The organism is Streptomyces sp. NPDC052225, from assembly GCF_040679615.1.
Taxonomy (GTDB): domain Bacteria; phylum Actinomycetota; class Actinomycetes; order Streptomycetales; family Streptomycetaceae; genus Streptomyces.
In genome coordinates, this window is the sequence record NZ_JBFAVD010000016.1 from 134,396 (window position 1) to 159,624 (window position 25,229).

The window sequence follows — 25,229 nt, forward strand, 5'->3', positions numbered from 1 at the left end:
CTACGGTGGACCCACCTTTCGCAGGACACGCGCCGGGCAGGGCGCGAGGACGACCCGCGTACGACGAGGTGGGGGCAGATCAGCGCCATGGCACAGGGCACGGTCCAGGTGACGCACACCGGCACATCGCGGTGGCGGCGCCGCACGGGTGAGTACGCGTCGCTGGCCGCCGCCCTGGAAGCGGCCGGTGACGGAGACGTGCTGACCGTCGCCCCGGGCACCTACAGAGAGAACCTCGTCGTCCAGCGCGCGGTGACGCTGCGCGGGCCCGAGGGCTCCCCCGGTTCGGTGCGCATCGCGCCGGTCGACGGGGTCGCGCTGACCGTCCGTTCCTCCGCGACCGTGCAGGACCTGCACGTCGAGGGGCAGGACTCGGCGGCGCCCGCGCTGCTCGTCGAGGAGGGCGCCCCGGAGATCACCGACGTGCGCGTGGTGACGCGGTCCGCGGCCGGCATCGAGGTACGCGGCGGCGCGCGCCCCACCGTGCGGCGCTGCACCGTCGACAACGCGGGCGGCGTCGGCATCGCCGTACTCGACGGCGGCGGCGGTGTGTTCGAGGAGTGCGAGGTCGTCGCGGCCGGACAGGCCGGGGTGGCCGTGCGCGGTGGCGCGCATCCGCGTCTGGAGCGCTGCCGGGTGCACCACGCGTCAGGATCGGGCCTGTCGGTGACGGGCGAGCACAGCGGCCTCGAAGCCGTCGGCTGCGAGGTCTACGAGGTCAAGGGCTCCGGCGTGCAGATCACCGGCCGGGCGAGCGCGCACCTCACGGACTGCGATGTGCACCGCACGACGGCCGACGGCGTCACGCTCGACACCGACGCGGTGCTCACCCTCGCCGACTGCCGTATCCACGACATCCCGGAGAACGCGATCGACCTGCGCTCGCGGTCGGTGCTCACGCTGACGCGTTCCACGGTGCGCCGGTTCGGGCGCAACGGCCTGTCGGTGTGGGACCCGGGCACCCGCGTGGACGCCAACCAGTGCGAGATCCACGACAGTACCGGCGACTACCCGGCGGTGTGGGTCAGCGACGGGGCGACCGCCGTGCTCGAGGCGTGCCGGGTGCACGATGTGCCGGACGCGCTGTTCGTGCTCGACCGCGGCTCGCGCGTGGACGTCGTCGACAGCGACCTGTCGCAGGTGCGCAACACCGCGGTGTCGGTGAGCGACGGCGCGACCGCCCAGCTGGACGACTGCCGGATCCGGGAGGCCGCCACCGGCGCCTGGTTCCGCGACCACGGCAGCGGCGGCACGCTCGCCAACTGCACGGTGGACGCGACGCAGACGGGCGTGATCGTCACCAAGGGCGCCGACCCGACGATCGAGCGGTGCACGGTGACCTCCCCGGCCGAGGCCGGCTTCTACGTGTCCGCGGGCGGCCGGGGCAGCTTCCACGGCTGTCGCGTCTCGGGCAGCGGCGGCTACGGCTTCCACGTCATCGACGGCTGCCGCACCACCCTCAAGAAGTGCCGTACGGAGCGGTGCGCGCGCGGCGGTTACGAGTTCGCCGAGGACGGGCCGCTCGTCGAGGAGTGCACCAGCGACGAGAGCGGCGGCGTACGACCGGGCTCAACTGCCGCCGCGGAGCCGGTCGTTCAGACCGCGACGCAGACCGTCGGGCTGCTCAGCGCCGTACCCGACCAGCGGACCGTCACGGCCCCCCACGAGGCGACGGAGCCCTCGCGTACGTCGAAGGCCGTGCTCGGCGAGCTCGACGCGCTGGTGGGCCTGGAGAGCGTCAAGCGCGAGGTGCGCGCGCTCACCGACATGATCGAGGTGGGCCGCAGGCGCCAGGAGGCGGGGCTCAAAGCGGCGTCCGTACGGCGTCACTTGGTGTTCACCGGCTCCCCCGGTACCGGCAAGACGACGGTGGCGCGCCTGTACGGCGAGATCCTGGCGTCGCTCGGCGTCCTGGACAAGGGCCATCTCGTCGAGGTCTCCCGCGTCGACCTGGTCGGCGAGCACATCGGGTCGACCGCGATCCGCACCCAGGAGGCCTTCCAACGGGCCCACGGCGGCGTCCTGTTCATCGACGAGGCGTACGCGCTCTCTCCGGAGGACTCCGGCCGCGACTTCGGGCGCGAGGCGATCGACACGCTGGTGAAGCTGATGGAGGACCAGCGGGACGCGGTCGTCGTGATCGTCGCGGGCTACACGGCCGAGATGGAACGGTTCCTTTCGGTCAACCCCGGTGTGGCGTCCCGCTTCTCACGGACCATCACCTTCTCCGACTACCTCCCCGAGGAACTGCTGCGCATCGTCGAGCAGCAGGCCGACGAGCACGAGTACCGGCTCGCCGCCGGGACGCCGGAAGCACTTCTGAAGTACTTCACGGCGATCCCGAAGGGCCCGGCGTTCGGCAACGGGCGCACCGCCCGGCAGACGTTCGAGTCGATGGTGGAGCGGCACGCGGGCCGGGTCGCCCAGGTCGACGAGCCCGACAAGGACGCCCTGACGCTGCTCTACCCGGAGGACCTGCCCGAGCTGCCCTGAGGCGCGTTCTCGGGCCGTTGCTGCGGCAGCCCCGGCTTGAGACGGGCGAGGAGCCGTGCCCGCTCCTCGGCGAAGACCGGGTCCGCCTGGTAGTCGCTGTGGCCCAGGATCGGTGCGGGCAGCGGGTGTCGGGCGGTGCGGCCGTAGGCGAGCGGGTCCCGGAGCGCCTCGTGGTCGACCTGGGGTCCGCACTCGCCGGGCAGGTTGATCGGGCCGCCGATGGGATCGGTCCTGCGGTGCAGATTGCGCCAGCAGTCGACCTGGCGGTGCAGGGCGGTCAGCGCGGCGGGCCCGAAATGCGCCGGGAACCAGCGCCCGTACAGACGCTCCAGCGGTGATCCGTAGGTGAGCAGTCCGACGCGCTTGCGTACCGACGGATGCAGCTGCCAGGCGGCGGCCGCGGCGAGCACGCTTCCTTGGGAGTGGCCCGACAGGACGAGCCGGCCGCCGGTCTCCCGCGTCCAGGTGGCCATGCGCCAGGTCAGGTCCGGGACGGCGCGCTCGGCGTAGCAGGGAGGCGCGAAGGGGTGCGCGGCACGCGGCCAGAAGGTGCCCACGTCCCACAGGATGCCGATGGTGCGGCGGGCGGACGGGTCCTTGTAGGCGCGCCGGCCCCAGGTCACGAAGAGCAGGAAGCCGAAGCCGATCAGCCAGGAGCCGAGCGCCTGCGCGGTGTCGGCGGCGCCCTGGACGATCGCGTACGAGCCTTCGGCGGCGGCACCCGGCACCTTTCCCGTCGTCCAGGCTCCGGCCACGGCCAGGCCGCCGAGGAGCAGGGTCACGGCCGAGACCACGCCGATCATCACGGGTGCCTGGTCCGTGAGGGCGGCACGCGCGCGCGTGCCCGCGATGCGCGACGTACGGGAGGCGTCCGGGGCCTCGCCGTCGGCGCCGGACGCGGCGTCGAGGTGGTATTCGAGCGGGATCCGCGCTGTCTCGCGCTTCTTGAGGCGGGCGGTGCGCACGGCCAGCGCGGCGCACAGGAAGGCGAGGACGATCAGGAGCGGCGGGAGCACGGAGGCCTGCCAGGAGAGCAGCACCGGCGGGCCCTTGACGAGGCCGCTCGTCCCGTCGAGCCAGTCGGCGACCCGCTGGGCGATGCCGCCGCTCATGACGCCGCCCAGGGCGCAGGCGAGCATCGCGGTGGCGGGGCCGCCGAGGCCGCGCAGGGCGGCACGGTGGTCGGGGGCGGTGCGGTGCACGGCCTTCGCGACGACGGCGAGGGCGACCACCAGGGCTCCCTGGGCCAGGGCGATCCCGCCGAACGTCGCGTCGCCGGGCAGCCGGCCGCTCGAGTGCCAGCCGGGGCGCGACCAGCCCGCGTACACCATGCTCAGGGCGAGCAGGGCGAGTGCCCCGTAGGGCAGGGCGCGCAGCAGGGCACGGTCGAGCGTGTCGTCGACCTTGCTCTCGCTGCGGCCGCGGTCGGCGACGACACCGATGACGACGAGCGTGCCGGCGATCAGGGTGCCGACGAGGACCCAGCCCAGGACGTCGAGCAGGGCGGGGCCGCCGGGGCGCCGGTCGAAGGCGGCCGCGGAGGTGCCGACCGCGGCGGCGACGGTGAGCAGTCCCGCCGCGGTGTGCGCCGCGCGCAGCCGGGCCACCAGGCGCCGCCCGTACCAGAAGCCGGGCTTGCCCAGGGCGTGCCCGGTGTCGCCGTCGTCGGGCTCGGGCTGGTGCGGCAGCGGGCGCTGGGACTCGTACGCGCTCCAGGTGCGGTGCGAGAGGTACCAGAGCAGGGCCGTCAGGGCGGTGGGCACCAGCGCGGCGAGGGCGAGGCGGCGGCCGGGCAGGCTCCACCAGCCGCCGGCGCCCTGCGCGTCCACGGACAGGAAGCCGAGCCAGGCGCGCCGCCCGGCGCAGGCGGCGGTGCCCGCGCACTGCCACGCCGTCAGGTCGAGGGCGACCTCGCAGGCTCCGGCCACCAGCAGCACGGTCAGGGTGAGCCCGATGAGGCGGACCAGAAGGCCGTACAGGCGTACCGTGCGCGAGGCGCGGCGGGCGTTGGGGCGCATCCAGTGCGCGAGGTTGACGACCATGAAGGGGAGCAGCAACAGCCACAGCGCCCGCGAGCCGTTGCCCGAGGTGAGGTTGCACCAGACGTACGCCTCGGGGACCGGTTTGCCGCGGTACTCCTCGGGCCTGCGCTCCGCGTCGGCGTCCTCGCCGCGGCGGAAGACGGCGGCCGTATCGTCGCCCGCCACCCGTACCGTGCGCGGGTCGTCGAGCATCTCTTGCGGTGTGGTGCCGCCGACTCCGTGCACCAGGAGTTCGAGGGCGGTCTCGTCCGCCGCCCCGTCGTTCTCGTGCTCGCGCGCCTTGTTCATATGTCCCCCGTTCCTGTACCGCACCAGGATTCCGGCTCAGCGCTCCCGTGCGCACCCCTCGTCACGGAATCTCCCCGATCCGTGACCCACTGCGCCCCTGGTCGGCCGCGCGGGCGATGCCACGGCTGCCGGTGGGGCGTGCGAGGATGACGGCGCAGCAGATCCGCTGGCATGTGTGACGAGGCGAAGGGACCCGACGGGACGTGAGCGAGAATCAGAACCTCCTCGCGGAGCAGCGCCGCGCCCTGATCCTCGACGAGGTCCGCCGCCGCGGCGGCGTCCGGGTCAACGAACTGACCAGGAAGCTCGGCGTCTCCGACATGACGGTCCGCCGCGACCTGGACGCGCTGGCCCGCCAGGGCGTTCTGGAGAAGGTGCACGGCGGGGCCGTGCCGGTCGTCGAGGCGAGCACCCACGAGCCGGGCTTCGAGGCGAAGTCGGGCCTGGAGCTGTCCGCCAAGGAGGACATCGCGCGGGCCGCCGCTCCGCTGGCCGCGCCCGGTTCCGCGATCGCCCTGTCCGGCGGTACGACGACGTACGCGCTGGCGCAGCAGCTGCTCGACGTGCCGGATCTGACCGTCGTCACCAATTCGGTGCGGGTGGCGGACGTGTTCCACACGGCGCAGCGCAGCGCGGGCACCCGGCAGGGTGCGGCCACCGTGGTCCTGACCGGTGGCGTACGCACGCCGTCCGACTCACTGGTGGGGCCGGTCGCCGATCAGGCCATCGCGGCCCTCCACTTCGACGTGCTGTTCCTCGGTGTGCACGGGATAAGCCCCGAGGCCGGCCTGTCCACGCCGAACCTGGCGGAGGCGGAGACGAACCGGCGCCTCGTGCAGTCCGCGCGCCGTGTGGTCGTCGTCGCCGACCACACCAAGTGGGGGACGGTGGGCCTGAGTTCGTTCGCCTCGCTCGACCAGGTGGACACGCTCGTGACGGACCCGGGACTGCCGGTGGAGGCGCGCGCGGAGGTCTCCGAGCACATGCGGCTCGTGGTCGCCGGTGAGCCGGAGACCGGTACAGACATCTGACGGGCCGACAGCTATGGTGACCGGGACCGGTCAACCAGCATGTTCCGCTTGCCCGTTGGGGCGTCCTGTTTGGGGGCTGAACGCTCATGGCACGCCGTCTTCTGCCCGTAGGCCTCGACTTCGCCGAGACCGCTCCGCTGCGACTCGTGTTCGCCCGTGAGGTGTCGGCGTCGCCGGAGGCGGTGTACCGGGCGCTCGCCGAGGACGTCGCCGGCTGGCCGCAGTGGTTCTCCGCGGTGACCTCGGCGCGGCCGCTGGACGACGGGGCGCGGCGCGAGGTGCGCCTCAAGGGCGGGACGCGGTTCGTGGAGACGGTCGTCGCGGCCGAGCCCGGTGAGGTGTACGCGTATCGGGTCGACGAGACCAACGCGCCTGGGATGCGGGCCCTGTTGGAGGAGTGGCGGATCGTGCCGGGTGCCTCCGGCGGGGCTCGGGTGCAGTGGACGTTCGCGGCGGACGGGGTGGCGGCGTTTCGAGTGGGGTTGAGAGTGGGGCGGGCCGGGTTCGGGCGGGCGTTCCGGGATGCGGTGCGTTCCCTTGATCGGCGGTTGGCTTCGGCGCCCGCCTAAAGTGACGGGCGCCTTTGGCTGAGGTCACGGGGCTCTGCCCCGGACCCTGCTGCTCAATCGCCGCAGGGGCTTGAAGACGGGCTCAGCTAGGCCACTGGCCCGTTTCCAGGAGGAGGTTGATCGTCTCCGCGTACGGGGCGATGTCCAGGCCCTGCTGTTCCAGCCACTCGTCCGAGTAGTACTTGTCCAGGTAGCGGTCGCCGGGGTCGCACAGGAGGGTGACGACGCTTCCCTTGCGGCCCTCCGCCACCATCTCGGCGACGATCTTGAGGGCGCTCCACAGGCCCGTGCCGGTCGAGCCGCCCGCCTTGCGGCCGATGGCCGCCTCCAGGGCGCGGACCGCGGCGACGCTCGCCGCGTCGGGAACCTTCATCATGCGGTCGATGGCGCCGGGCACGAAGCTCGGCTCCATGCGCGGGCGGCCGATGCCCTCGATCCGGGAGCCGCAGTCGCTCGTCGCATCGCAATTGTCCGTCGTCCAGCCCTCGAAGAAGCACGAGTTCTCGGGGTCGGCGACGCAGATGCGGGTGTCGTGCTGCATGTAGTGCACGTAGCGGGCGAGGGTCGCCGAGGTGCCGCCGGTGCCGGCGGTCGCGACGATCCACGCCGGGTGCGGATAGCGCTCGAGCTCCATCTGCCGGTAGATCGACTCGGCGATGTTGTTGTTGCCGCGCCAGTCCGTCGCCCGCTCCGCGTACGTGAACTGGTCCATGTAGTGGCCGCCGGTGCGGGCGGCGAGCGCGGCCGACTCCTCGTACATCCGGCGGGAGTCGTCCACGAAGTGGCACTGCCCGCCGTGGAACTCGATCAGTCGGCACTTCTCGGCGCTGGTCGTACGCGGCATCACCGCGATGAAGGGGACGCCGATCAGCTTCGCGAAGTAGGCCTCGGAGACGGCCGTCGAGCCGCTGGACGCCTCGATCACCGGGCGGCCGGGGCGGATCCAGCCGTTGCACAGACCGTAGAGGAAGAGGGAGCGCGCCAGACGGTGCTTGAGGCTGCCGGTCGGATGCGTCGACTCGTCCTTGAGGTAGAGGTCGATGCCCCAGTGTTCGGGGAGGGGGAAACGCAGCAGGTGGGTGTCGGCCGAGCGGTTGCTGTCGGCCTGGACCTTGCGGACGGCTTCTTTGAGCCAGGCGCGGTAGTCGACGTCCGTACGGTCGACGTCGAGCGTCGGCATCGGTTCGCCGGCCCCTCCGTCGTCGCTCACAGGGCGGCCTTGTCCGATGGTGCTCACCGCGCGGCTCCTTCGCGTCGTTCCGAGCGTCAGCCCGGACGGGGCCCTGTCGATGAGGGCGCACGGCGGACCGGCACGGCACCGGCCGCAATCGACCGGACGCCTCGATCATAGACACCTTCCGCACGCTTCTCACCTGCATAAACACGCCTTTGAGCGCCTCAAAGGCACACCTGGCAGCACAGGGGTACGGACGTGCGAGGGGGCGTGAATTCCGATTGCGCCCGATGCTTCACACCGCGTCCACATGGGCACTGGTGCTCCTGGCCACGTGCGTGCAGACTGCACGGCACCAACGCATCGAGGGGGCGACACGGCATGGCGGAGCCGGAGTTCACGGCGACGGGCGTGCGGATCGGGCGGCGACTGCGCTCGCTGACCCGGGCCGGTCAGGTCCGGATCACGGACGGCAGGCTGGAGCTGCTCACGAGTTACGGCAGTGAGATCGACAGTGCCCCCTTGGGTGAAGTCCGTGCGGGCAAGCCCTGGTTCGGCTCGGACGACCGGGCGACGGCCGAGGTCGACGGCAGGCGGTATCTGCTCCGGCTCGGCGGTCCTTCCGGTGAGGCGGGGCCACCGGCGGCCCGCCGTTTCATCGAGGCCGTCCGCCGCGCGACCGCACGCCCGACGTAACGCTCGCTCCCGGTCCGCAGTCGCGCTGCGCAGCCTCGAAGTTGCACGCCCGCACCCCCTGAGTCACTCTGGTCACACATCACTACTCAGGGTTTACCGGCGATGACGCTGCGAACCAGCCCGCCGGACACACGCAGCGGGCGGTCCTGTCACAGCGTGATCGCACCGCTCGATCCGTACTCGTCTTCTTCCGGACTCAATTCGGGGAGTCGCAGCCGTGATCAGCCAGCCGAGCAGGCATTGCACGGTGGAGCTCCAAGCCCTGCCGTCGCGGATCGGTCAGGTCCGCAGAATCGTATCGGCGCAGTTGCGCTACTGGCATCTCGATCCGTTGATCGACCTGGCAGCGCTCGGTGTCACCGAGCTTCTGACCAACGTCCACCGGCACGCGGAGCCGGACAAGATGTGCACCGTGGAGATCGAGCTGTACCCGGACCGGCTGACGGTCTCGGTGTACGACCACGACCCCCGGCTGCCCGAGGTGCGTGACGCGGACCCCCTCGCGACCTGCGGCCGCGGCCTGTCGATGGTCGCCTCGGTCAGCGAGAGCTGGGGGGTCAGGCCGAACGCCGACGGCGGCAAGGTCGTCTGGTTCACGCTCCCCGCCCCCTCCCCCGCGGTCGCCCTGCCCCCGTACCCCGTGTACGCGACGGCGCCCGCCGCGTACGCCGGGACACACGCTCCCGCCCGGTCGGCCGTCGCAGGCTGACCGGGCGGTGATCACCGCTTTCGTACGTCACTCCGTGGCGATGGCGCGCAGGACGTCGAGGCGCGCCGCCCTGCGGGCCGGACGCAGCCCCGCGAGAGCGCCCGCGGCCAGACCGACCAGTGCCACGATCACGAGTTGCAGGGGCGGCAGCGCGAACGCGAAGGCGCTGTCGCTCGCCCCGTCCGACGCCTTGACGAGGACCCAGCCGAGGAATCCGCCGAGGACGAGTCCGCCGGCCGTGCCGAACGCGGCCACGAGGACCGACTCCCAGCGGACCATGGCCCGCAGTTGGGCGCGGGTCTGGCCGACGGCGCGCAGCAGGCCGAGCTCGCGGGTGCGCTCGTGGACCGCCAGGGTCAGGGTGTTGGCGATGCCGAGCAGCGCGATCAGGACGGCGAGCGCGAGCAGGGCGTAGACGAGGGTGAGCATCATGTCGATGCCGCTCGCGGACGACTGGGCGTACTCGTCGCGCGTCTGCACGTCCGGGTTGCCGTACCGCGCCGCGATCTTCTCGACGGCCGCCGTGCCCTCGGCCGTGCTCACGCCGTCCTTGAACGTGACGGAGACGAGCGTGTCCGCGTCCTGGGCGCGGTGCGGGGCCCAGGCCTCGCGGGTGATCACGTAGTCGCCGGCGAGTTCGGAACGGCCGTAGACGGCGCGGACGGTGAAGGTCTGCTCCGTGCCGTCGGTGAACGCGAGCCGGGCCGTGTCGCCGACCTTCAGGTGCAGGTCGTCGGCCTCGGACCGGGTGAGCGCCAGGCCGTTCGTGCCCAGGTCGTCAAGGGAGCCCCGGACCGTGCCGAGGTCGAAGGCCGCGGCGAGCTTCTTCGGGTCGGTGACGGTGAGGGCGCGGCCCTTGCCGTCGACGTCCGCCACGCCCTTGCCGAGGCCCACGGCCGTGGCCACCTCGGGCTGTTCGGCGAGTGCCGGGGCCAGTTTCGGGCTGAGGCCGCTGCCGCCCGCGCCGAACGACGGCGTGGAGACGGCGACGTCGCCCGCGAAGGACCGGTCGACCGTCTGGTTCATGGTCGCCTTCAAAGACGCGCCGAAGACGGTGAACAGGGAGACCACCGCGACGCCGATCATCAGCGCGCTCGCCGTGGCGGCGGTCCGCTTCGGGCTGCGCAGGGCGTTGCGGCGGGCGAGGGCCCCGGTGACGCCGCGCAGCGTGTCGAGCGGGCTGCCGAGGACACGTACCGCCCGGGTCGACGCGACGGGGCCGAGGACCACGAACGACGCGAGGACCAGGACGGCCCCGACGCCCGCGAGGGTCAGGGACGGCGAGGCGAGGACGCCGACGAGGGTCAGCGCGAGCGCGGCCAGGCCGAGGGCGGTGCCGATCACCGCGCGGCGGCGTGAGGCGCCCGAGGCGTCGACGGCGGTCTCGCGCAGTGCGGCCAGGGGTGCGGTGCGGCCGGCGCGCAGGGCGGGCAGCAGGGCCGAGCCGAGGCAGACCACGACGCCGACGGCGAGCGGCAGCAGCAGGGACAGTGCGCTGATCACCAACTCCCCGTCGGGGAAGGGGAATCCGATGGCGGGGAAGAGCGCCTGCAACCCGGCGGCGATGCCGATGCCGCCCGCGAGTCCGGCGGCCGACGCGAGGACGGCGACGGCGCTCGCCTCGACGAGGGTCGACGCGGTGACCTGGCGGCGGGACGCGCCGAGCGCCCTCAACAGGGCGTTCTCACGGGTGCGTTGGGCCACGACGATCGCGAAGGTGTTGTGGATCGAGAACGTGGCGACGAGCAGCGCGATCCCGGAGAACACCAGGAGGAAGGTGGTGAACAGGGTCAGGAACTGGCCGGAGATCATGTCGGTGTTCTCCTGCGCCGACTCCGCGCCCGTGATGGCCTCGACTCCCTTGGGGAGATGGCCTTTCAGGGTGTCGACGAGCTCCTGCTGGCTGACGCCCGGGCCTGCCCGTACCTGGATGGTGGAGGCCTGTCCCGGCTTCGGGGTGAGGTACTTCTCGGCGTCGGCGCGGGTCATCCCGGTGTAGGTGACCTGGGCCATGCCGTCCTCGCCGCCGAACGTGGCGAGGCCGACGATCGTGACCTTCACCGGGTCGGGGGTGCGCAGCGTGGTGGTGTCGCCGATCTTCAGGTCGCCGGTCTTCGCGGCGCCCCGGTTGACGACGACCTCGCCGCTCGTGCGGGGCGTACGGCCGTCGGCGAGCTGGTACGCGTTCAGGTCCGGGTCGTCGATCCAGTTGCCGGCGAGGGTGGGCGGGCCCTGGCCGCCGATGGGCTTGCCGTTCGCGCCGACGAGCTGGCCCGCGCCCTGGATGTTCGGCGCGGCGGCGGCCACACCCGGCTCCTTCGCCAACTCGTCGGCGAGGGACGCCCGGACGGGCTGCCGGGTGCCCTGGCTCTCGCCGGGCGTGGTGATGACGTTGGCGCTGCGCACGACGGCGTCGGTGCCGCTGCTCGCGCCGGCGAACATCGAGTCGAAGCTCGCGCGCAGCGTGTCGCCCATGACAAGGGTCCCGGCGAGGAACGCGACGCCGAGCAGGACGGCGGTGAACGTACCGGCGAAGCGGCGCTTGTGGGCGAGCAGCGACTTCAGGCTGAGCCGGGCGGCGGCGTTCATGACCGGCCTGCCTCTCGGGACCGGGTGCCGTCGAAGGCCTTCATACGGTCGAGGACCTTGTCGGCGGTGGGGTGTTCCATGCGGTCGACGAGGCGGCCGTCGGCGAGGAAGACGACCTCGTCGGCGTGGGCCGCGGCGACCGGGTCGTGGGTGACCATGACGACGGTGCGGCCGGTGCGCCGGGCCGCGTCACCGAGCAGCCCGAGGACCTCCTCGCCGGATCGGGAGTCGAGGTTGCCGGTGGGTTCGTCGGCGAAGACGACATCGGGCCGGCCCGCGAACGCCCGTGCCACGGCGACGCGTTGCTGCTGTCCGCCGGAGAGTTCGGCGGGCCGGTGGTGCAGCCGGTCGCGCAGTCCGACGACGTCGATGAGGGCGTCGAGCCACTCGCGGTCGGGCCGTGTGCCCGCGAGGTCGATCGGCAGCGTGATGTTCTCGGCGACGGTGAGCGTCGGCACCAGGTTGAAGGCCTGGAACACGAAGCCGATGCGGTCGCGGCGCAACAGCGTCAGCCGCTTGTCGTCGAGGGCGCTGAGGTCGGTGTCGCCGAGGTACGCGGCGCCCTCGCTGAGCGTGTCGAGCCCCGCCGCGCAGTGCATCAGGGTCGACTTGCCGGAGCCGGACGGCCCCATGATCGCGGTGAACCGTCCGGCGCGGAAGCCGACGCTCACGCCGTCGAGGGCGCGGACGGCGGTGCCGCCGGAGCCGTACACCTTGACGGCGTTCTCGACGCGCGCCGCCGTCTCGGTGAGTGTCACGGTGGTCATGCCGCACCGCCCTTGGTGTCGGCGCGGCGCCCGAACTCCTCGTTCAGGACGCTCAGCCGGCGCCAGTACTCGTCCTCGTCGATCTCACCGGCGGCGAAGCGCCGGCCGAGCACGGCGATCGGCGAGTGTTCCTCGATCCGGGGGCCGGGCCGCCACGGTCCGCGCCGCCCGCGCCAGACGGTGCGGCGCAGCAGCGTGACGACGCCGACCACCACGGCCGCCCAGATCAGCGGGAAGAAGAGGATCCACGGCCCGGGGCCGTCGGTGCCGAAGTGCGCGAGGGTCTGCATCTGACTCATCTCCCGAAGCGGGTCGTCGTGTGATGAGTCGAGCGTCGCTCCGGCAGGGGGTCCGAGTCGTCGTACGGCCAGCGGCCGTGCGCGTACCACCGCGGGAGTACGAGGGCGCCCCCCGACTGCTCCCGGCACACGTCGGGCCTCCTCTTGCCCTCTGTAACTACTAGTATGTACGGTGAGGCCATGAGCACTCAGGACCGGCTGATCGAGACGACGCGCGAGCTGCTGTGGGAGCGCGGCTACGTGGGCACGAGCCCCAAGGCGATCCTGGCGCGCGCGGGCGTCGGCCAGGGGAGCATGTACCACCACTTCACCGGGAAGTCGGACCTCGCGCTCGCCGCGATCACCCGCACTGGCGAGGAGCTGCGGGCCTCGGTGGACCGGCTGCTCGACGGCGCCGGATCGGCGTACGAACGGGTCGAGGCGTACCTCGTGCGCGAGCGCGACGTCCTGCGCGGCTGTCCGGTGGGGCGGCTGACGATGGACCCGGACGTGATCGCCAGCGAGGAGCTGCGCGCGCCGGTCGACGAGACCATCGCCCACGTGAGGAACCGGCTCGCCGCCGTCGTCCAAGAGGGCGTCGACAGCGGGGAGTTCGCGTCGCACCTGGTGCCGGCCGACATCGCGGCGGCGATCGTGGCGACCGTGCAGGGCGGGTACGTCCTGGCGCGCGCTTCCGGTGCCACGGAGGCGTTCGACGCGGGCGCACGCGGACTGCTCACGCTGCTCGCCGCCGGCTCCCCCGACTCCCCTGCTCCGTCCGCCCCTTCCAACGACTGAGGACACCTTCGTGCAGATCACGCGCACCCGCCCCGACGCGCAGCAGGGCCCGGCCGAGAACTTCACCGGCCCGGTCTGGCTCGACGAGATCGCCGGGCCCCGACTCCCGTCCCGGATCAGGATGTTCAACGTCCACTTCGCCCCCGGCGCGCACACCGCGTGGCACACCCACCCGCACGGACAGGTCCTGCACGTCCTGGAGGGCGAGGGCCGCGTGCAGCGCAAGGGTGGCGACGTGGAGGTGATCCGGGCCGGTGACACCGTGTGGATCGAGCCGGACGAGTGGCACTGGCACGGGGCCGGGCCGCGCACGTTCATGACGCATCTGGCGGCCGCCGAGGCAGCCGAGGACGGCACGACGGTGTGCTGGGGTGCGCACGTCGCGGACGACGACGCCTACCCGGCGCACTGAGCGGGGGCGTGTCATGCAGGCGATGCAGTACGAGATCACGTTGCCGGCCGACTACGACATGGCCGTCATCCGCGCCCGGGTGGCGACCAAGGGGCACATGCTGGACGACTTCCCCGGGCTCGGGGTCAAGGCGTACCTGATGCGGGAGCGCGGGGTGGACGGCTCGCCCGTGAACCAGTACGCCCCGTTCTACCTGTGGCACACACCGCAGGGCATGAACTCCTTCCTGTGGGGTGCCGGGTTCCAGGGCATCGTCGCCGACTTCGGGCGGCCCGTCGTCCAGCACTGGACGGGTGTGGCGTACGAGGAGGGGGTGGCCGGGGCGGGACCCGCACGGGCGGCGGTGCGGCGGCGTACGCCGATCGCGGCGGGCACTCATCTCCCGGACCTGGTCGCCGAGTCCGTGCGCGAGACGGCACAACTGGCCACCCGAGACGGACTGTTGTACGCCGCTGCCGCCGTCGACCCGCGCACCTGGGAGCTGTTGAGCTTCTCCGTCTGGGACCATGCGGAACCGAAGGAACCCGGCGATCTCTACCAGGTGCTGCATCTTTCGCAGCCGGAGCGGGACGCCCTGACGCGGGGGAGGCAGTGGTGAGCGAGACCGTGCGCAGCGTCCAAGGAGACCTGGATCCCGGGCAGTTGGGCGTGGTCGACTCCCATGACCACCTCTTCTTCCGTACGCCGCTGTTGCCGGGGCAGGAGTTGGACGACGTCGGGCTCGCACGGCAGGAGCTGGCGGCGTACGCGGCGGTGGGCGGCGGGACCGTCGTGCAGTGGACGCCGTACGGTCTGGGGCGCCGGGCCGCTGAGCTGCCGGCGCTTGCGGCGGCGACCGGGGTACGGATCGTCGCGGCCACGGGCATGCATCAATCGGCGCACTACGCACCGGAGTTGCTCGCCGAACGGGCGGACGACCTGGCCGAGGTCTTCGTGCGCGAGCTCACCGAGGGCATCGGGAGCAGTGGCGTACGCGCCGGTCTGATCAAGGTCGCCGGCGGGTTCCACGCGCTCGACGCGCACGCGCGGTGGACGATGCGGGCGGCGGCCGAGGCGCACCACGCGACCGGCGCGCCCCTCGCCGTCCACCATGAGCTGGGGACCGGCGCACTGGACGTGCTCGACCTGCTGTGCGGGGAGCTGGAGGTACCGGCGCACCGCGTGATCCTCGGGCACCTCAACCGTTCGCCCGACTTCGTGGCGCACCGGGAGGCCGCGCGGTCCGGCGCCTATCTGGCCTTCGACGGCCCCTCGCGCGCCAACCACGCCACGGACTGGCGGATGCCGGACGCGATGGCGGAGCTGGCCGCGGGCGGGTACGCGGACCGGCTGCTGCTCGGCGGGGACACGACGAGTGCGGGCGCGCGGTCGGTGAGCGGCGGTCCGGGGATGCCGTATCTGCTGCGCCGGGTGCGGCCGCGCCTGGAGGAGGCGCTGGGCAAGGAGGCGGTGGAACGCGTGCTGGTCGCGAACCCGGCGCGGGCCTTCGCGGTGGAGTGGGCGGCGTGACGGGAGTTGATGTGTAGCGCGGGGTCCTCGTCGCCGAACGTCTGCGTACGGGAAGCGAGTTGAGCGCTGTGCCGTCGGCGGTGTCGCGGGTGCGACGGGTCGCGGTCGCGGGCGCGGCGCCGGGGCAGCCCGCGGACTGGACGCTGCTCGACTTCGAGGCGGACGCCCGCGACGGGGACGCCCTCGCCGCCGCGCTCGCCGGCTGTCTCTCCCCGGAAGGCGGTTGGTACGCGGACCTCCACAGCGCCGACGAGGTGTACGTGGTCCTCGCGGGGCAGGTCCACCGCTACCGGCGCGGCGACGCGAACGGCCGGGAGGCCGTCCGCGCGCAGGCCCGCGCCCGGGGTGTTCCCGAAGCCCAGCTCGACTGGGCGGAGTGACGCACGGCGCTCAGTGCGCCGCCAGCGCCCCCAGCGGATCGTCGAGCACCGGCTGCCACGCCAACTCCGCCGCCCCCACCAGGCTGTTGTGGTCCAGGGTGCACGCCAGGATCGGGACCCCGCCGCTGCGCCCCCACAGGCTGCGGTCGGCGACGACGGCGCGCAGGCGGTCCGGGTCGGCGTCCAGGAGGGCGCGGTGCAGGCCGCCGAGGATGATGCGGTCCGGGTTGAGGATGTTGACCAGGCCCGCGAGGCCGAGGCCGAGGCGGTCGATCAGGGCCTCGGTGGCGCGGCGCACACCGGCGTCGTCCTTGGCGTGGGTGAGCAGGTCGCGGGCCTGTTCCAGGAGCGAGCGCTCGGGGCCCGGGGTCCGGCCGGCCTCCGCCAGGAAGGCGAGCGGGTCCGCCTCGACGTCGAGGCAGCCACGGCTGCCGCAGTGACAGGGGCGCCCCTCGGGGTTGACGGTCAGATGGCCCACTTCCAGGGCGAGGCCCGAACTGCCCGAGTGCAGACGGCCGTCGAGGACGAGCGCGCCGCCCACGCCGCGGTGTCCGGTGGCGACGCACAGCAGGTCGCGGGCGCCGCGGCCGGCGCCGTGCCGGTGCTCGGCGAGGGCGGCGAGGTTGACGTCGTTGGCGGCGAACGCCGGGATGCCGAGGTCGGTGTCGCGCACGCACGCGGCGAAGATCTCGCGGACGGGCGCGCCCGCGGGCCACGCCAGGTGCAGCGGGTTCAGCGCCGTCCCGTCGGGTTCGGCGACGGCGGACGGCACGGCGAGTCCGGCGCCGACGCAGCGCCGCCCGGTGCTCTCCAGGAGCCGCACGCCCGCCTCCACCACGGAACGCAGCACGTCCGCCGGATCGGGGTCGATGATCTCGCAGCCGGGGGTGGTGGCGACGATCTGCCCGCCGAGTCCGACGAGCGCCGCGCGGTAGCCGTCCGCGTGCACCTGGGCGGCGAGGGCGACGGGGCCGTCCTCGGCGACGGACAGGCGGTGCGAGGGCCTGCCCTGGGAGCCCGCGGCGGCGCTCGGCTTCGCGTCGATCCGGATGAGGCCGAGCGCCTCCAGTTCGGCGGCGACGGCGCCCGCCGTGGCACGGGTCACGCCGAGTTCGGCCGTGAGCACGGCGCGGGTCGGCGCACGTCCGGTGTGGACGAGTTCGAGCGCGGGACCGAGCGCGCTGCGGCCCCGCTCCAGACGCGGTGGCCGCGCGGAACCGTCGCCCGCCGTATGGCTCCCGCTCCCGGAGGCCGCCCTGCCGCCCATCAGCAACTCCTCGCCCTGATCACGGTCTGGAATGGTAGCCGGTGAACGGCGATCGCCTCCCGGCGCGGCCCGCCGCCCGGCCCGCCGCGCGCCCGGTCGTCAGCCGCGTATCACCCCGATCAGCTCGCTCACCGTACGGGCCATCGCCTCGCGCCCGACGGTGAGGTACTTGCGGGAGTCGACCGCGTCCGGGTGCGTCGCCAGGAACTCCCGTATGGCGGCGGTCATCGCGATGTTCAGGGCCGTGCCGACGTTGACCTTGGCGATGCCGCCGCGCACCGCCTCGGCGAGCTCGCCGTCCGGGACGCCCGACGAGCCGTGCAGCACCAGCGGGACGGCAAGACCACCGGCCAGCTGTTTGAGCAGGTCGTGGTCGAGGGCCGCGGTGCGGGTGGTCATGGCGTGCGAGGAGCCGATCGCGACGGCGAGGGCGTCGACGCCCGCGTCGGTGACGTAGGCGCGGGCCTCGCCGGGGTCGGTGCGGGCGCCGGGTGCGTGCGCGTCGAGCGGCGCCGCCCCGTCCTTGCCGCCGACCTCGCCCAACTCGGCCTCCACCCACAGGCCGTTGGCGTGCCCCCAGTCGGCGGCGGCGCGGGTCGCGGCGAGGTTCTCGTCGTACGGAAGGCGTGCGGCGTCGTACATCACGGAGCTGAACCCGGCGTCGACGGCCTGCCGCAGCAGGTCGTCGCTCTGGACGTGGTCGAGGTGGAGGGCGACGTCGACGCCCGCGCCCTCGGCGACGGCGGCCGCGGCGCGGGCCAGCGGCAGGAGCCGGCCGTAGCGGTAGCGGACGGCGTTCTCGCTGATCTGGAGGATGACGGGCGCGCCGGCGGTCTCCGCGCCCGCGACGACGGCCTCGACGTGTTCGAGGGTGATGACGTTGAACGCGGCGACGGCGCCGCGCCGGTCGGCGGCCGCGCCGACCAGCGTCCCGGTGGCTGCGAGGGGCACTGCCGCTCCTTAGTTGTCGGTGAGGATGACCGAGCGGGTGAGGTGGCGCGGCTGGTCGGGGTCGAGGCCCTGGCGGGCGGCGACGGCGACGGCCAGGCGCTGGGCACGGACGAGTTCGGCCAGCGGGTCCAGGCGGCCCTCGACCCACAGCGCGCCGGTCCCGGCGACCTGCTCGGCCAGGCCCTCGGGCGCCTCCCCGAGCATCCAGGTGGCGGTGCCGGAGGTGGTGACGCTGATGGGGCCGTGGCGGTACTCCATCGCCGGGTACGCCTCGGTCCACGACAGGGACGCCTCGCGCATCTTCAGCGCGGCCTCGTTGGCGAGACCGACCGTCCAGCCGCGGCCCAGGAACGTGAACTGGCCGCAGTCCACGAGCCCTTCGGGCAGCGGCTCGGCGAGCGCGGTGCGCGCGTCGGCGACGGCCTGATCGGTGTGCAGGCCGAGGTGGGCGCGGAGCAGGGTGAGCGCGGTGGTGGCGAAGCGGGTCTGCACGACGGACTTCTCGTCGGCGAAGTCGAGTACGACGAGGTCGTCGGCGGCGGTCCTGATCGGCGTCTGCGGGTCGCCGGTGACGGCGGTCGTCGGCGTCTTCCCCTTGAGGGCGGCGAGGAGGTCGAGGACCTCGGTGGTCGTGCCGGACCGGGTGAGCGCGATGACGCGGTCGTAGGCGCGCCCGGCCGGGAACTCCGATGCGGCGAACGCATCGGTCTCGCCCTGCCCCGCCTGCTCGCGCAGCGCGGCGGCGGCCTGCGCCATGAACCACGAGGTGCCGCAGCCGACGATCGCGACCCGCTCCCCCGCGGCCGGCAGCGCCGCCTTGTGCTGTGCGGCCAGACCCGCGGCCCGCGTCCAGCACTCCGGCTGGCTGGTCAGCTCGTTCTCGACATGGCTCATGCCGTGCCCCACTCCCCGATCGGTGTCGCCCCAGAACTACATGCTTGTTCGTGCAAGATATAGCGAGCTTTCAAGCACAATCAAGCATTCGTGCGCACACGGGCTAGGGTCTGTCCGAAGCAGGCCCCAGGTGTCTGTCCGGAAGCAGTCAGCCCTGAGCCGTATGACCGGCCGTACGACGATTGGAGGCCGCGGATGTCCCGCGACGCCCGGTGGAAGTCCCTCCTCGACCTGCTCGTCGAGCGCGGCCGCCTCGACGTGGAGGAGGCGGCGGGCGAACTGGGCGTGTCCGCCGCGACGATCCGCCGCGACTTCGACCAACTCGCCGAGCAGCAGATGCTGGTGCGCACGCGCGGCGGCGCGGTCGTGCACGGCGTCAGCTACGAACTGCCGCTGCGCTACAAGACCGCGCTGGGCGCCGCCGAGAAGCAGCGCATCGCCAAGGCCGTCGGCGAACTCCTCGCACCCGGCGAGGCCGTGGGCCTGACCGGCGGCACGACCACGACCGAGGTCGCCCGGGCCCTCGCCGTCCGCCCCGACCTCGCCTCCGGCACCCCGGCCCTGACGATCGTCACGAACGCCCTGAACATCGCCAACGAGCTCGCCGTACGGCCCCAGTTCAAGATCGTGCTCACCGGCGGCGTCGCCCGCGCGCAGTCGTACGAGTTGATCGGTCCGCTCGCCGACGGAGTCCTGAGCCAGATCACGCTGGACACGGCGGTGCTCGGCGTCGTCGGCCTGGACGTCACGCACGGCGCCTCCGCGCACGACGAGGCGGAGGCCGCGATCAACCGGCTGCTGTGCGAGCGGGCGGAGCGCGTGATCGTCGCGGCGGACTCCAGCAAGCTCGGCCACCGGGCGTTCGCGCGTATCTGCGCGGTGGAACAGGTCGACATCCTCGTCACGGACACGGCGGCCGACAAGGAGACCCTCGCCCGGTTCACGGACGCGGGGGTCGAGGTCGTCGCCGTCTGATCCTCGGCTTCCCTACGGGGATGCACGAAGGGGCGCGTGGTGCGCATGCACCGCGCGCCCTTTCGTGTGCCCTGGCGCACACCCGCAACCCCCTTGTCCGCAGCGGCTTTCCGCACCTAACCTGACTTTGTGCCGCTACTAAACAAACTGGGAACCGTCAGCGCCGACGGCCCACGCCCCACGTCCCTGACCCGACTGCGCATCACCCTCACCGTCTTCTTCGCCCTCGACGGATTCGTCTTCGCGGGCTGGGTGGTCCGCATCCCCGCGATCAAGGAGCAGACGGGGGCGAGTGCGAGCCAGCTCGGACTCGCCCTGCTCGGGGTGTCGGCGGGCGCCGTCGTCACGATGATGCTGACCGGGCGGCTGTGCCGCCGCTTCGGCAGCCACGCGGTCACCGTGGCCTGCGGTATCCTGCTCCCTCTGACCGTCGCCCTGCCTCCGCTCACGCACTCGCCGCTCACGCTCGGCCTCGTCCTGCTCGTCTTCGGAGCGGCGTACGGCGGCATCAACGTGGCGATGAACAGCGCGGCCGTCGACCTCGTCGCGGCCCTGCGCCGCCCGGTCATGCCGAGCTTCCACGCGGCGTTCAGCCTCGGCGGCATGGTCGGCTCCGGCCTCGGCGGCCTCGTCGCCGGGCACCTCTCCCCCACCCGGCACCTGCTGTGCATCACGGTCATCGGCCTCGTCGTCACCGCGGCGGCCGCGCCGACCCTGCTGCGCACGCCCGCGCCAAGCCCGCCGGAACGTATACGGGAACGTACCCAGGCGTCAGGCGAAGCCCGCCCGCTCGGCCGGGGTGTGCGCGGGCTCGTCCTGGTCTTCGGCCTCATCGCCCTGTGCACGGCGTACGGGGAAGGGGCCCTGGCCGACTGGAGCGCGCTGCACATGGAGCAGGACCTGCACGCGCACCCGGGCGTCGCCGCCGCCAGTTACTCGTGCTTCGCGTTCGCCATGACCATCGGCCGGCTCAGCGGCACGGCGCTGCTCGAACGGCTGGGCAGGACACGGACGGTGGTGTTCGGCGGCGCGACGGGCGCGGCCGGGATGCTGCTCGGCTCGCTGGCCCCGTGGGTGTGGCTCGCCCTCGTCGGCTTCGCGGTCACGGGTCTCGGACTGGCCAACATCTTCCCCGTCGCGGTCGAACGGGCCGGGGCGCTCGCGGGCCCGACCGGCGTCGCCGCGGCGTCCACGCTCGGCTACGGCGGCATGCTGCTCGGCCCGCCGGCGATCGGCTTCATGGCGGACTGGTTCTCGCTGCCGACGGCGCTGACGAGCGTGGCGCTGCTGGCCGCGGTGGCGGCGACGATCGGGTTCGCGACGCGGCGGGCCGCCACCGTCTGACCTCGTAAACCCCTTGCGTTCGAGGGCACTTCACCCGGCAGACTCGCCCCATGGAGATTGCCGAACACATCGAGACCGTCGACACGGAAGGCCGGCTCCTCGCGGACGCCGCCGAGAAGGCGGGCGTCGACGCGAAGGTGCCGACCTGCCCCGACTGGCAGGTGCGCGACCTGTTGCGCCATCAGGGCGCGGTGCACCGGTGGGCCGCCGCGCACATCGCCGAGCGCGCCGCGCAGCGGCTCCCGCTGACCGAGCCGTCCGACCTCGACGGCGACGAGCTGCTCGCCTGGTTCCGCGAGGGCCATCGCCATCTCGTCGATACGTTGACGAACGCCGACCCCGAGCTGGAGTGCTGGTCCTTCATGGCGGCGCCGTCGCCGCTCGCCTTCTGGGCGCGGCGCCAGGCCCACGAGACGGCCGTGCACCGCGTGGACGCGCAGTCGGCGCTCGCGCGTACGGAGCACGTCCGACCGGACGTCTTTCCGGCCGAGTTCGGGGCGGACGGCATCGACGAACTACTCATCGGCTTCCACGCCCGGTCGCGCAGCCGGGTGCGCTCGGACGTCCCGCGGGTACTGCGCGTCCGGGCCACGGACACGGACGCCGTGTGGACGGTGCGGGTCACCCAGGAGCCGCCCGCGACCGTGCGTGGCGCGGAGGGCGACGCGGAGTGCGAGGTGTCGGGTCCCGCGTCGCAGCTGTACCTGGCGCTGTGGAACCGGCTGCCGTTCCCGGCCGTGACCGGCGATGCGTCGCTCGCCGCGCTGTGGCGGGAGCGCTCCGGGATCTGAGGGGGCGCGACGGGGCGGGCCGCGGCCGGATCAGTCGGCGGACCCCTCGGGTGTCTCCAGCATCCGGCTCAGCACGGCCCGCTGCAACGGCCGCACCTGCGCGTGCAGGTCGCGGCCCTTCGGCGTGAGGCAGACGCGCACCCCGCGCCGGTCCTCGCTGCACATGCCGCGCTCCACGAGGCCGTCCTTCTCCAGGCGGCCGATCAGACGGGACAGGGCGCTCTGGCTGAGGTGCACCTGCCCGGCGATCTCCTGCACGCGGAAGCCGGACGTACCGTCCTCCGCCGTGCCCTCGGCGAGCACGTCGAGCACCTCGAAGTCACTGGCGCCCAGGCCATGGTGGTGCAACTCGCGATCGAGCTCGCACATGGTGCGCGCGTGCACCGCGAGGATCTCCCGCCACTGATCCACGAGGCCCGCCGAGGGCTTCGCTTCCGACTTCTGTGCCGCCATAACCGCACCGTAGCAGAAAAGACGCCCTTTGTTGCATCGGAATTAAATGCACTTGCAGTCAATGCACGTGCATGTAGTCTGCTCCGCATGACCTCTCCGCTCAACGACGCCCCGGCGTCCGCTCCGACGTCCCCGGAGCACTCCGTACCGCACCAGGAGCGCTGGTCCCCGCGCCTGTGGGGAACCCTGCTCGTGCTCTGCGCCGCGATGTTCCTCGACGCGCTCGACGTGTCGATGGTCGGCGTCGCGCTGCCCTCGATCGGCTCGGAACTCGGCCTGTCGACGTCGACCCTCCAGTGGGTCGTCAGCGGCTACATCCTGGGCTACGGCGGCCTGTTGCTGCTCGGCGGCCGCGCGGCCGACCTGCTCGGGCGGCGCCGCGTCTTCCTGATCGCCCTCGGCGTCTTCGCGCTCGCCTCGCTGCTCGGCGGGCTCGTCGACTCGGGGCCGCTGCTCATCGCGAGCCGTTTCATCAAGGGGCTCAGCGCCGCGTTCACCGCGCCGGCCGGCCTGTCCATCATCACGACGACGTTCGCCGAGGGCCCGGTCCGCAACCGCGCCCTGTCCATCTACACCACCTGCGCCGCCACCGGCTTCTCCATGGGCCTCGTCCTCTCCGGCCTGCTGACCGAGGCGAGCTGGCGCCTGACCATGCTGCTGCCCGCGCCGATCGCGGTGATCGCGCTGCTGCTCGGCCTCAAGCTGATCCCGCACAGCGCCAAGGAGGAGAACCACCGCGGCTACGACATCCCCGGCGCCGTCACCGGCACCCTCTCCATGCTGCTGCTGGTCTTCACGGTCGTCCAGGCACCCGAGGCCGGCTGGGGTTCGCCCCGCACGCTGCTCTCGTTCCTGGCCGTCGCCGTCCTGCTCGCCGTCTTCGTACGGATCGAGCGGCGCTCGCCGGGTCCGCTGATCCGGCTCGGGGTGCTGCGCTCCGGCTCCCAGATCCGCGCGCAGCTCGGCGCCATGACCTTCTTCGGCTCGTACGTCAGCTTCCAGTTCCTCGCGACGCTCTACCTCCAGTCCCTGCTCGGCTGGTCGGCACTGAGCATGGCCCTCGCGTTCCTGCCGGCGGGCGCCCTGGTCGCCCTGTCGTCGACGAAGGTCGGCGCGATCGTGGACCGCTTCGGCACCCCGCGCGTCATCGCGGTCGGCTTCGCGCTGATGGTCCTCGGCTACGCCCTCTTCCTCCGCATCAACCTCGACCCGGTCTACGCGGCCGTCATCCTGCCCACGATGCTGCTGATCGGCGCGGCCTGCGCGCTGGTCTTCCCCTCGCTCAACATCCAGGCGACGAACGGCGTGCACGACGACGAGCAGGGCATGGTCTCGGGTCTGCTCAACACGTCCGTGCAGGTCGGCGGCGCGATCTTCCTCGCGGTGGTGACCGCCGTCGTGACGGCGAACGCCCCCGAGGGCTCCTCGCCGCAGGCCGTCCTCGACAGCTTCCGCCCCGGCCTCGTGGTGATCACGGCGGTCGCCCTGGTGGGCCTCCTGGTCACACTGACCGGCGTGCGCACGCGGCGCACGCAGGAGTCGCTGGTGGTCGTGACGTCCGTACGGACGAAGGCCGCCGAGGAGCGGATCGCCGTACGGGACTGACCACGGCGGCGTGTTCGGGGGACGGGGCCCGCAGGCGACGATCTCGCCTGCGGGCCCCGCGCTTGGCACAATCGGCGGCAGGACCCACATCGAGGGCATCGGGGGATGTGCCATGACGGCCGAACGGAACACCCGCACCACTCAGTCCGCCTTCTCCACACAGCGGCCCCGCACCACGCAGGTCACGCGCAGGACGCAGGCGGAGCGTGACGCCATGACCGTCGAGATCGGCTTCGCCCTCGCCACCGGGGCCCTGCTCGGCGGCGCCGTCTTCCTCCTGTTCGCCCTGCCGGTGCTCTTCGGCGCGCTCACGGGCGGCGCGGCCTCCGGGCTGCTCGGGGTGGGCGCCACGGCGGCGGGGGTCGCCTTCGTGGTGCGGGTGGCGCGGGTGCTGTGGCGGTTCGGGGAGCGCGCTCAGCGGCACCCGTGATCGCACCTGTTCAGTCGACCAGGTCCGCTGTCGCCCCGCCCGCCTCGGCGAGGGCTCGCTGTCTGAGGCCGCCGCCGAACAACTGCATCGTGGCGGCGGCCAGGACGTCGTCCGTGTCGACGGTCCGGCCGTCCCCGGTGCGGGTGGACAGGGCACGCAGACGCGCTTCGAGGGGCGGGAGTACGGCCGGTTCGCCGGGCGCCTCGAGGGTGACCGTGCCGAATCGCTGGATCCCGCCCTCGCGGACGACCATGGCCGCGTCCCGGGCGAGGCCCGTCAGGAACACGCTCGCGATGCCGTCCAGGTCGCGGACCAGCACGGGGACGGCCGTCACCCCCTGGCCCCGCAGCAGCTTCTTGACCCCGGACTCGAACCTGTGGGCGCCGGCCACCGCACTCGGTCTACGCGCCCTGCCGCGCCGGCCTGCGGGCACGCCGGTCAGGCCGCGAAACGTCGGGCTGTGCCCGTACCACTGGGTCCCCACCTCCAGCTCGACGTTCCGGTCGATCGCCGTGAGAAGGTCCCCGGGAATCAGCTTCGTGCGGGCCTGATCCGCCGCCGCTTTCCTCGCGCCGCCGATGATCTCCCGCAGCACCGTCCCTGTCACCGACGCCGCGGCCCACGCGGCCGACCGGGAGACGTGCAGCGGCGTCACCTCCCTGAACACCGCTTTGACGAGGGACGAGTTGAACGGCATCGGTGGAGGTGCTCCCTGCTGGCGTGGGTGTCGGAGGGACCGTCGGCGGAACCGTCGGAGGCACACACTCCACCACACCGGCGGCGC

At 72.9% G+C, this 25,229-nt stretch carries 25 protein-coding genes; 15 read left to right on the plus strand and 10 right to left on the minus strand.

From position 1 onward, the window contains the following. Positions 1-87 precede the first annotated feature (87 nt). Positions 88-2,493: a right-handed parallel beta-helix repeat-containing protein gene (locus AB0L37_RS23410; protein WP_365508632.1), complete on the plus strand. Its 2,406-nt coding sequence runs from the start codon at positions 88-90 to the stop codon at positions 2,491-2,493. On the opposite strand, the gene AB0L37_RS23415 is transcribed toward AB0L37_RS23410, so the two are convergent. Next, the gene (locus AB0L37_RS23415) at positions 2,463-4,823 is read right to left on the minus strand and encodes a hypothetical protein (protein WP_365508634.1); all 2,361 of its coding nucleotides are present in this window, start codon (positions 4,821-4,823) and stop codon (positions 2,463-2,465) included. The genes AB0L37_RS23410 and AB0L37_RS23415 overlap by 31 nt on opposite strands. 203 nt (positions 4,824-5,026) lie before the next feature. On the opposite strand from AB0L37_RS23415, the gene AB0L37_RS23420 reads away from it, so the two are divergent. Together AB0L37_RS23420 and AB0L37_RS23425 are read left to right on the plus strand one after the other, a co-directional pair. Next, entirely contained in the window at positions 5,027-5,854 is an 828-nt protein-coding gene (locus AB0L37_RS23420; RefSeq protein WP_365508637.1) for a DeoR/GlpR family DNA-binding transcription regulator, read from the plus strand. Between the two features lie 86 nt (positions 5,855-5,940). Beyond that, the gene (locus AB0L37_RS23425; RefSeq protein ID WP_365508640.1) at positions 5,941-6,423 is read left to right on the plus strand and encodes an SRPBCC family protein; all 483 of its coding nucleotides are present in this window, start codon (positions 5,941-5,943) and stop codon (positions 6,421-6,423) included. 82 nt (positions 6,424-6,505) lie between these two features. Here the strand turns inward: AB0L37_RS23425 and AB0L37_RS23430 are convergent, their stop codons facing one another. Further along, complete coding sequence (locus AB0L37_RS23430; protein ID WP_365508765.1) at positions 6,506-7,603, minus strand: PLP-dependent cysteine synthase family protein; 1,098 nt, start codon at positions 7,601-7,603, stop codon at positions 6,506-6,508. A 375-nt stretch (positions 7,604-7,978) separates the two neighbouring features. Between AB0L37_RS23430 and AB0L37_RS23435 the strand changes: the two genes are divergently transcribed. Next, on the plus strand, positions 7,979-8,293 hold the full coding sequence (locus tag AB0L37_RS23435; protein ID WP_365508643.1) for a hypothetical protein: 315 nt from the start codon (positions 7,979-7,981) through the stop codon (positions 8,291-8,293). Positions 8,294-8,510: 217 nt separating this feature from the next. Next, the gene (locus tag AB0L37_RS23440) at positions 8,511-9,002 is read left to right on the plus strand and encodes an ATP-binding protein (RefSeq protein ID WP_365508646.1); all 492 of its coding nucleotides are present in this window, start codon (positions 8,511-8,513) and stop codon (positions 9,000-9,002) included. Positions 9,003-9,029: 27 nt separating this feature from the next. On the opposite strand, the gene AB0L37_RS23445 is transcribed toward AB0L37_RS23440, so the two are convergent. Genes AB0L37_RS23445 through AB0L37_RS23455 form a run of 3 tightly spaced genes read right to left on the minus strand, consistent with a single transcriptional unit; the run spans position 9,030 to position 12,648 of the window. After that, on the minus strand, positions 9,030-11,591 hold the full coding sequence (locus tag AB0L37_RS23445; protein ID WP_365508648.1) for an FtsX-like permease family protein: 2,562 nt from the start codon (positions 11,589-11,591) through the stop codon (positions 9,030-9,032). Then, a complete protein-coding gene (locus AB0L37_RS23450) occupies positions 11,588-12,358 on the minus strand; it encodes an ABC transporter ATP-binding protein (protein WP_365508651.1) in 771 nt (256 codons plus the stop codon). Before AB0L37_RS23450 ends, AB0L37_RS23445 begins: the two co-directional genes overlap by 4 nt. Then, positions 12,355-12,648 carry an SHOCT domain-containing protein gene (locus AB0L37_RS23455; protein ID WP_365508768.1) on the minus strand — a complete coding sequence of 98 codons (294 nt, stop codon included), beginning with the start codon at positions 12,646-12,648 and terminating at the stop codon, positions 12,355-12,357. The genes AB0L37_RS23450 and AB0L37_RS23455 overlap by 4 nt, the downstream gene beginning before the upstream one ends. 174 nt (positions 12,649-12,822) lie before the next feature. Between AB0L37_RS23455 and AB0L37_RS23460 the strand changes: the two genes are divergently transcribed. From AB0L37_RS23460 to AB0L37_RS23480, 5 genes are read left to right on the plus strand one after another with little or no spacing between them, the layout of a single operon-like run. Then, positions 12,823-13,434 (plus strand): TetR/AcrR family transcriptional regulator, encoded by a 612-nt coding sequence (locus AB0L37_RS23460; RefSeq protein WP_365508654.1) that lies wholly within the window; start codon positions 12,823-12,825, stop codon positions 13,432-13,434. Between the two features lie 10 nt (positions 13,435-13,444). Next, on the plus strand, positions 13,445-13,846 hold the full coding sequence (locus AB0L37_RS23465; RefSeq protein WP_365508657.1) for a cupin domain-containing protein: 402 nt from the start codon (positions 13,445-13,447) through the stop codon (positions 13,844-13,846). Between the two features lie 13 nt (positions 13,847-13,859). Continuing rightward, entirely contained in the window at positions 13,860-14,444 is a 585-nt protein-coding gene (locus tag AB0L37_RS23470; protein WP_365508660.1) for a DUF4865 family protein, read from the plus strand. After that, positions 14,438-15,355, plus strand: a complete 918-nt coding sequence (locus tag AB0L37_RS23475; protein ID WP_365508662.1) for a phosphotriesterase — start codon at positions 14,438-14,440, stop codon at positions 15,353-15,355. Before AB0L37_RS23470 ends, AB0L37_RS23475 begins: the two co-directional genes overlap by 7 nt. A 59-nt stretch (positions 15,356-15,414) precedes the next feature. After that, positions 15,415-15,735 carry a hypothetical protein gene (locus tag AB0L37_RS23480; RefSeq protein ID WP_365508665.1) on the plus strand — a complete coding sequence of 107 codons (321 nt, stop codon included), beginning with the start codon at positions 15,415-15,417 and terminating at the stop codon, positions 15,733-15,735. 10 nt (positions 15,736-15,745) lie between these two features. Here AB0L37_RS23480 and AB0L37_RS23485 read toward each other — a convergent pair whose 3' ends face one another. From AB0L37_RS23485 to AB0L37_RS23495, 3 genes are all read right to left on the minus strand, one after another. Next, positions 15,746-17,002, minus strand: a complete 1,257-nt coding sequence (locus AB0L37_RS23485) for an ROK family protein (protein WP_365508668.1) — start codon at positions 17,000-17,002, stop codon at positions 15,746-15,748. Between the two features lie 99 nt (positions 17,003-17,101). Then, positions 17,102-17,953, minus strand: coding sequence for a class II fructose-bisphosphate aldolase (locus AB0L37_RS23490; protein WP_365508671.1), 852 nt, complete (start codon positions 17,951-17,953; stop codon positions 17,102-17,104). A 9-nt stretch (positions 17,954-17,962) separates the two neighbouring features. Next, positions 17,963-18,847: a sugar isomerase gene (locus AB0L37_RS23495; RefSeq protein ID WP_365508674.1), complete on the minus strand. Its 885-nt coding sequence runs from the start codon at positions 18,845-18,847 to the stop codon at positions 17,963-17,965. 195 nt (positions 18,848-19,042) lie between these two features. On the opposite strand from AB0L37_RS23495, the gene AB0L37_RS23500 reads away from it, so the two are divergent. From AB0L37_RS23500 to AB0L37_RS23510, 3 genes are all read left to right on the plus strand, one after another. Next, a complete protein-coding gene (locus tag AB0L37_RS23500; RefSeq protein ID WP_365508677.1) occupies positions 19,043-19,822 on the plus strand; it encodes a DeoR/GlpR family DNA-binding transcription regulator in 780 nt (259 codons plus the stop codon). A 129-nt stretch (positions 19,823-19,951) separates the two neighbouring features. Continuing rightward, on the plus strand, positions 19,952-21,166 hold the full coding sequence (locus AB0L37_RS23505) for an MFS transporter (RefSeq protein WP_365508679.1): 1,215 nt from the start codon (positions 19,952-19,954) through the stop codon (positions 21,164-21,166). 50 nt (positions 21,167-21,216) lie between these two features. Beyond that, positions 21,217-21,957 (plus strand): maleylpyruvate isomerase family mycothiol-dependent enzyme, encoded by a 741-nt coding sequence (locus tag AB0L37_RS23510; protein ID WP_365508682.1) that lies wholly within the window; start codon positions 21,217-21,219, stop codon positions 21,955-21,957. 30 nt (positions 21,958-21,987) lie between these two features. Here the strand turns inward: AB0L37_RS23510 and AB0L37_RS23515 are convergent, their stop codons facing one another. Further along, positions 21,988-22,410 carry a MarR family transcriptional regulator gene (locus AB0L37_RS23515; protein ID WP_365508685.1) on the minus strand — a complete coding sequence of 141 codons (423 nt, stop codon included), beginning with the start codon at positions 22,408-22,410 and terminating at the stop codon, positions 21,988-21,990. A gap of 87 nt (positions 22,411-22,497) precedes the next feature. On the opposite strand from AB0L37_RS23515, the gene AB0L37_RS23520 reads away from it, so the two are divergent. Then, positions 22,498-24,015, plus strand: a complete 1,518-nt coding sequence (locus AB0L37_RS23520) for an MFS transporter (protein WP_365508688.1) — start codon at positions 22,498-22,500, stop codon at positions 24,013-24,015. Positions 24,016-24,127: 112 nt separating this feature from the next. Then, positions 24,128-24,445 carry a DUF6332 family protein gene (locus tag AB0L37_RS23525; protein WP_365508691.1) on the plus strand — a complete coding sequence of 106 codons (318 nt, stop codon included), beginning with the start codon at positions 24,128-24,130 and terminating at the stop codon, positions 24,443-24,445. Between the two features lie 10 nt (positions 24,446-24,455). Here AB0L37_RS23525 and AB0L37_RS23530 read toward each other — a convergent pair whose 3' ends face one another. Further along, complete coding sequence (locus AB0L37_RS23530) at positions 24,456-25,142, minus strand: hypothetical protein (protein ID WP_365508693.1); 687 nt, start codon at positions 25,140-25,142, stop codon at positions 24,456-24,458. Positions 25,143-25,229: the final 87 nt, after the last annotated feature.

Bases quoted from the DNA above. Each gene is read 5' to 3' on its own strand.
- AB0L37_RS23410 (WP_365508632.1), top strand. From the start codon at position 88: ATGGCACAGGGCACGGTCCAGGTGACGCACACCGGCACATCGCGGTGG.
- AB0L37_RS23415 (WP_365508634.1), bottom strand. From the start codon at position 4,823: ATGAACAAGGCGCGCGAGCACGAGAACGACGGGGCGGCGGACGAGACC.
- AB0L37_RS23425 (WP_365508640.1), top strand. From the start codon at position 5,941: ATGGCACGCCGTCTTCTGCCCGTAGGCCTCGACTTCGCCGAGACCGCT.
- AB0L37_RS23430 (WP_365508765.1), bottom strand. From the start codon at position 7,603: ATGCCGACGCTCGACGTCGACCGTACGGACGTCGACTACCGCGCCTGG.
- AB0L37_RS23435 (WP_365508643.1), top strand. From the start codon at position 7,979: ATGGCGGAGCCGGAGTTCACGGCGACGGGCGTGCGGATCGGGCGGCGA.
- AB0L37_RS23445 (WP_365508648.1), bottom strand. From the start codon at position 11,591: ATGAACGCCGCCGCCCGGCTCAGCCTGAAGTCGCTGCTCGCCCACAAG.
- AB0L37_RS23450 (WP_365508651.1), bottom strand. From the start codon at position 12,358: ATGACCACCGTGACACTCACCGAGACGGCGGCGCGCGTCGAGAACGCC.
- AB0L37_RS23455 (WP_365508768.1), bottom strand. From the start codon at position 12,648: ATGCAGACCCTCGCGCACTTCGGCACCGACGGCCCCGGGCCGTGGATC.
- AB0L37_RS23460 (WP_365508654.1), top strand. From the start codon at position 12,823: ATGTACGGTGAGGCCATGAGCACTCAGGACCGGCTGATCGAGACGACG.
- AB0L37_RS23470 (WP_365508660.1), top strand. From the start codon at position 13,860: ATGCAGGCGATGCAGTACGAGATCACGTTGCCGGCCGACTACGACATG.
- AB0L37_RS23485 (WP_365508668.1), bottom strand. From the start codon at position 17,002: ATGGGCGGCAGGGCGGCCTCCGGGAGCGGGAGCCATACGGCGGGCGAC.
- AB0L37_RS23495 (WP_365508674.1), bottom strand. From the start codon at position 18,847: ATGAGCCATGTCGAGAACGAGCTGACCAGCCAGCCGGAGTGCTGGACG.
- AB0L37_RS23500 (WP_365508677.1), top strand. From the start codon at position 19,043: ATGTCCCGCGACGCCCGGTGGAAGTCCCTCCTCGACCTGCTCGTCGAG.
- AB0L37_RS23510 (WP_365508682.1), top strand. From the start codon at position 21,217: ATGGAGATTGCCGAACACATCGAGACCGTCGACACGGAAGGCCGGCTC.
- AB0L37_RS23515 (WP_365508685.1), bottom strand. From the start codon at position 22,410: ATGGCGGCACAGAAGTCGGAAGCGAAGCCCTCGGCGGGCCTCGTGGAT.
- AB0L37_RS23520 (WP_365508688.1), top strand. From the start codon at position 22,498: ATGACCTCTCCGCTCAACGACGCCCCGGCGTCCGCTCCGACGTCCCCG.
- AB0L37_RS23525 (WP_365508691.1), top strand. From the start codon at position 24,128: ATGACGGCCGAACGGAACACCCGCACCACTCAGTCCGCCTTCTCCACA.
- AB0L37_RS23530 (WP_365508693.1), bottom strand. From the start codon at position 25,142: ATGCCGTTCAACTCGTCCCTCGTCAAAGCGGTGTTCAGGGAGGTGACG.